General features: G+C 42.7%; 3 protein-coding genes and 1 pseudogene. All 4 read right to left on the bottom strand.

The window, feature by feature from the left end; genetic code table 11:
* Positions 1-596: 596 nt before the first annotated feature.
* Entirely contained in the window at positions 597-863 is a 267-nt protein-coding gene (locus EI164_RS14480; RefSeq protein WP_192520630.1) for a hypothetical protein, read from the bottom strand.
* A gap of 397 nt (positions 864-1,260) precedes the next feature.
* Positions 1,261-1,572, bottom strand: a complete 312-nt coding sequence (locus EI164_RS14475) for a YrhK family protein (RefSeq protein WP_192520629.1) — start codon at positions 1,570-1,572, stop codon at positions 1,261-1,263.
* A 432-nt stretch (positions 1,573-2,004) separates the two neighbouring features.
* The gene (uvrA, locus tag EI164_RS14470) at positions 2,005-4,911 is read right to left on the bottom strand and encodes an excinuclease ABC subunit UvrA (RefSeq protein WP_192520628.1); all 2,907 of its coding nucleotides are present in this window, start codon (positions 4,909-4,911) and stop codon (positions 2,005-2,007) included.
* A 202-nt stretch (positions 4,912-5,113) separates the two neighbouring features.
* Positions 5,114-5,202: pseudogene (locus tag EI164_RS14465) on the bottom strand (IS5/IS1182 family transposase); the annotation flags it as partial.

Genomic DNA, 5,202 nt, shown 5'->3' with positions numbered 1-5,202 from the left:
CATTGTCCCCTTTGGAATTATTATTTAGGGGTGACAACTATCCTGCCATAGGGGGGGTTTTCGCTATTCATAAGTGGTTATGTAATATATTACTATTGTTGGTTTTTATTCTAACTCATCTTTAGCTTTGAAAGTAGCATATAGCCCTGACATCCGATAGATAGCCATACAAGCAGACGTAGCTAATAATAAACTATAAAGAAATAAACCATAAACCATAACCCAAAAGCCTAATTAGAATGATGAACACATCATTTAAAATAGACGGAATGAAAAATGGAAATGAAGTATAGCTTGCTGCATTCGCAATAATATAGGCGATGATTGCTAGCATTTGTATTAATACGAAATGAACAAACGAACTAATAACCACCATATATGGACTTTTATCAGCAGACTCCCAGAATTTAGAGTATGCATGCTAATGTAATTATTTTTAATATAGAGCCTATCGATTAAAGCGAACGTTATGCTTCAAGGTATAAGAGATAAGATGTGTGACCACTACAGAATTAAGCCTTAGTCAAATTTAGAACAAAAAAACCACCCTATAAAGAGTGGCCTTTTATCAATGAGTATCTAAAAAACATCAGTTATTAGTGACGACTTTGGCCTGCAGGCTTGTCATAGCCTTTTGCACTCATGCACGAATCTATTTTCTTCATATCACTTTTGTTTGGGCGACTATCTTTAGTCATTTTCACACCATTGTTTCTAGCGCAATCGTCCATGGCTTGTTTCATATCCGCTGACATAGCTGGTCTTTGATGCTGGTGATCGCTTGTGCCGTTTGATGTTCCGCTTGATGCACAGGCAGCAACGCCAACAGTAGATGCTAAGACGATAAATAGTAGTTTTTTCATGAGAGATCCTTAAGAGTTTCAGAGGTCATACAAGAGTGATGAGCATCAATTCGTGCGTGCTATATCGTTATTAATTAGTTGTTTCTATCTCGTATGTGTTTACGCATAATGTTGAAGCATTTAAATATTAATACATTCGACTTTTAAGTATCTTTAATAAAGATTAAGAAAGGTAACGCAACAGAACCGTATAGTTTGAAAATTGATATCTTAATACCACTCAATAAAAAGGCCGCCCTATAAAGAGTAGCCTTTCACGATAATCATCCCACTATTTTTAACGCCTTCAGGGCCTAGATCATTCATTCACCAGTTAGCGCAATAGTCCGAAGTTCTTCAGTATCAACAAGCTCTAAAAGTCGTTTCTCAAGATTTGCCACATCCTACCTGCCACGTCTTAAAATAGACTCAGAGTATCATTAGAAGTAGCGATATTTACCGTGGTATATTTCTTTAGGTGCACGCGGTGGGCAAAGTGTGTGACAGGACGAATCAACATCTCCACGCTACCAGCAATAAACAGATACGTTCCGATCTCTTTCCATGAGGGATATAAAAACATAATACTCCCTACCAAAAACCAAACACCAATCAATATATCATTAACAATACTGAGGACTTGATAACGGTTATGAATAATGAGCGCTTCTGGCCCTAAATGAATCATCAAGTTTGAGTTATTGCCTTTTGCTTTGGTGTGTTGATCCATGTCATGTCTCATCATTATGTCGAGTCGTTAATTGAAAAAAATGGTTATAAATTTATACGCGTTACGGATATAGGTTATATGTGTGTACGTCATAGTCAATCCTACATAAAAGAGGTGTAGCGATACAAAGATACATTTTTTTGCTTGCTGTGCTTGTACAGGAAAAGGCTGCGCAAAATATAGTCAAATCCATATAAATCCGCTACATCGTCATACTCGCTAACCATACTAATGTATCGCTTGCAATCGGTTTCCTTATATCGAAATTATTTGAACTCAACTATATCATTCGTATCGCTGTATTTACTTTATAGTGAATCGCCTATAGTTGACAAATAAAAGTAAGAGTATTCTTCATTGCCTAATCACTCGTTCAACAAAAAAGCCATCCTGATAGGATAGCTCTGATGTCGTTATAAATTTAGAATAAAACTAGCTGACTTCTTTCATACCTTGCTCAAGCATCGGTTTTAAGAATACACCAGTATAGGATTCTTTAACTTCTGCCACTTGCTCAGGCGTGCCTTCGGCGATGATCATACCACCACCTTTACCGCCTTCAGGGCCGAGATCAATCACCCAATCTGCCGTTTTGATTACATCTAAGTTGTGCTCGATGACCACGATGGTATTACCTTTATCACGTAGGGCATGCAGAATAGTGAGCAACTTATCGATATCATGGAAGTGCAAGCCGGTCGTTGGCTCATCTAAGATATAGAGCGTCTGTCCAGTATCACGCTTGGCCAGTTCACGAGCCAGTTTAACCCGTTGCGCTTCACCACCAGATAAGGTTGGTGCAGACTGACCCAAGCGAATATAGCCTAGACCAACATCCATCAAGGCTTGCAGACGACGATAAATCGCTGGAATCGCTGAGAAAAACTCAGTGGCATCTTCAACGGTCATGTCAAGCACTTCAGCGATACTCTTGCCTTTATAGTGAATCTCTAACGTCTCACGGTTGTAGCGCTTGCCCTCACAGCTATCGCAGGGCACATACATATCTGGTAAGAAATGCATCTCAACTTTGATAAGACCATCACCTTGACACATTTCACAGCGTCCGCCTTTTACGTTAAAGCTAAAACGACCAGGCTTATAGCCACGAGCACGCGCTTCTTGTGTCTGTGCGAACATCTCACGCACAGGGGTAAACACGCCAGTATAAGTTGCAGGGTTTGAGCGCGGTGTACGACCAATTGGGCTTTGATCGATATCGACCATTTTGTCCAAATGCTCAAGACCGCTAATACTTTCAAATTTATCGGCGATCAGGGTTGAGGCATTATTTAATTGCGTCGCCGCCAACGGCATAAGTGTGCGGTTAATCAGCGTCGATTTACCCGAACCAGATACGCCAGTCACACAAGTCATGACACCGACAGGTATGGTCAAATCCACCTTATGCAAATTATTGCCTGAGGCGCCTTTTAGCTCGATGGTCATCGGGGCTTTTTTGGATTTAGCCTTACCTTTGACTTCGACATCCATGGTTTTGGCAGTATGACGAACGGTTGGAATTTCAATTTTTTTCTTACCAGACATGTATTGCCCAGTCAGCGATTCTTTATTTGCCATGATGTCATCGACTGTACCTTGTGCAATCACGTGACCACCATGCACACCCGCACCGATACCGATGTCGATGACGTGATCCGCTTGGCGAATCGCATCTTCATCGTGTTCTACGACCAGTACGGTATTACCCAAATCACGCAAGCGCGTGAGGGTTTTTAGCAGGCGATCATTGTCACGTTGATGTAGGCCGATAGATGGCTCATCGAGTACATACATGACGCCCATGAGACCAGCACCAATTTGACTGGCAAGTCTGATACGCTGCGCTTCACCGCCTGATAAGGTTTCGGCAGAGCGGGCGAGTGTCAGATAGTCTAGGCCAACACTTACTAGGAAATTCAAACGCTCGTTGATCTCTTTAAAGATTTTTTCTGCGACTTCGCCTTTATGACCATCGATTTTTAGGGTCTTATAATAGTCGGCAGCATCACCGATAGAGAGTTTGACGATTTCTGCGATGGTTTGTCCATCGACACGGACATTGCGCGAGATTTCATTGAGACGCGCGCCATCGCAGACATTACAAGTGGTATCTGCCAAGTATTTTGCCAGCTCATCACGAACGAGGTTGCTTTGTGTCTTGGCATAACGGCGTTCTAAATACGGAAGCACTCCTTCAAATGGAACGGTTTTATTGGTTTTGCGACCGCGCTCATCGGTAAAGTTAAAGGTTAGTTTCTCTTTACCAGAACCTTGCATGATGAGGTCTTGCTGTTTTTTACTCAGGTCTTGCCATGGGGCATCCATATCAATATCGAAATGCTGACAGACTGTACTTAGTAAGCCAAAATAGTAAGCATGGCGTTTGTCCCAACCATTAATCGCGCCTTGATTGAGCGATTTTTCGTGATGAGTGATCAGCTTCTCAGCAGAGAAGTATTGACGTTTGCCAAGGCCATCACAGCTTGGACACGCGCCGTATGGATTATTAAAACTGAACATGCGCGGCTCAAGCTCTGGTACGGCACGGTCACAGACAGGGCAGGAGTGCTTAGCCGACATGACTTGATTGTCATCACCACCTTCTTTTGGATTACCATCCATGAAGTGTAGGGTAACCAGTCCTTGACCCAAGCGAAGAGCTGTTTCCAAACTTTCAGCGACACGGTTACCCAAGTCGTCACGGACTTTAAAACGGTCAACCACGACTTCGATGGTATGTTTCTTTTTCTTATCCAGCGTCGGCAGCTCGTCAGTATCATAGACATCACCGTCGACACGTACCCGTACAAAACCTTGACCGATGAGCTGCTCAAGCAAGACAGTATGCTCACCTTTACGCTCACGAATAACGGGTGCCAATATCATAAGCTTGGTATCAGCTGGCAATGCCATAATTTGATCGACCATTTCGGTGACTGACTGCGCCACCATTGGCTCGCCATGTTCAGGACAGTATGGCGTACCGATGCGTGCATAGAGCAGACGTAAGTAATCATAAATCTCGGTAATCGTGCCGACCGTAGAGCGTGGGTTGTGGTTGGTCGATTTTTGCTCAATAGCAATCGCAGGGGACAGACCCTCGATACTATCGACCTCAGGTTTTTCCATTTGCGAGAGGAATTGGCGCGCGTAAGCAGATAGGCTCTCAACATAACGGCGTTGCCCTTCGGCATATAAGGTGTCAAATGCGAGCGAAGATTTACCAGAGCCTGATAGACCCGTAATCACCACAAATTTATCTCGTGGAATGTCTAGGTCGATATTTTTTAGATTGTGTGTGCGTGCGCCGCGTATTGCGATATGGTCATGTGCCATCGTTGATAGGTTTCCTATTTGCTAAAGGGGGCGATAAAGATACGTTCAATAAGTAAGCAAAATCATAAGTGATGCTTGTATTCATATGGCTTTATAAAAGGTGATTCGTTTTACAAAGCGATATAAATACTTATCTAACCCCACTCTCAACTTCGAAAGTGATTGAAAAAAGAAGAGCACCTCACTAGGGTGTGTATAGAATTCAAATCAGGGGCAACCAGATAAAGACACAAGCAAGCATTACCGCCGCTGCATAGCTATCTTTGAGCTTATCATATCGCGTGGCAATGC

The sequence above is a fragment of the Psychrobacter sp. FME13 genome (assembly GCF_014861395.1).
Lineage (GTDB): Bacteria > Pseudomonadota > Gammaproteobacteria > Pseudomonadales > Moraxellaceae > Psychrobacter.
This window is presented reverse-complemented; position numbering and strand designations above follow the sequence as displayed.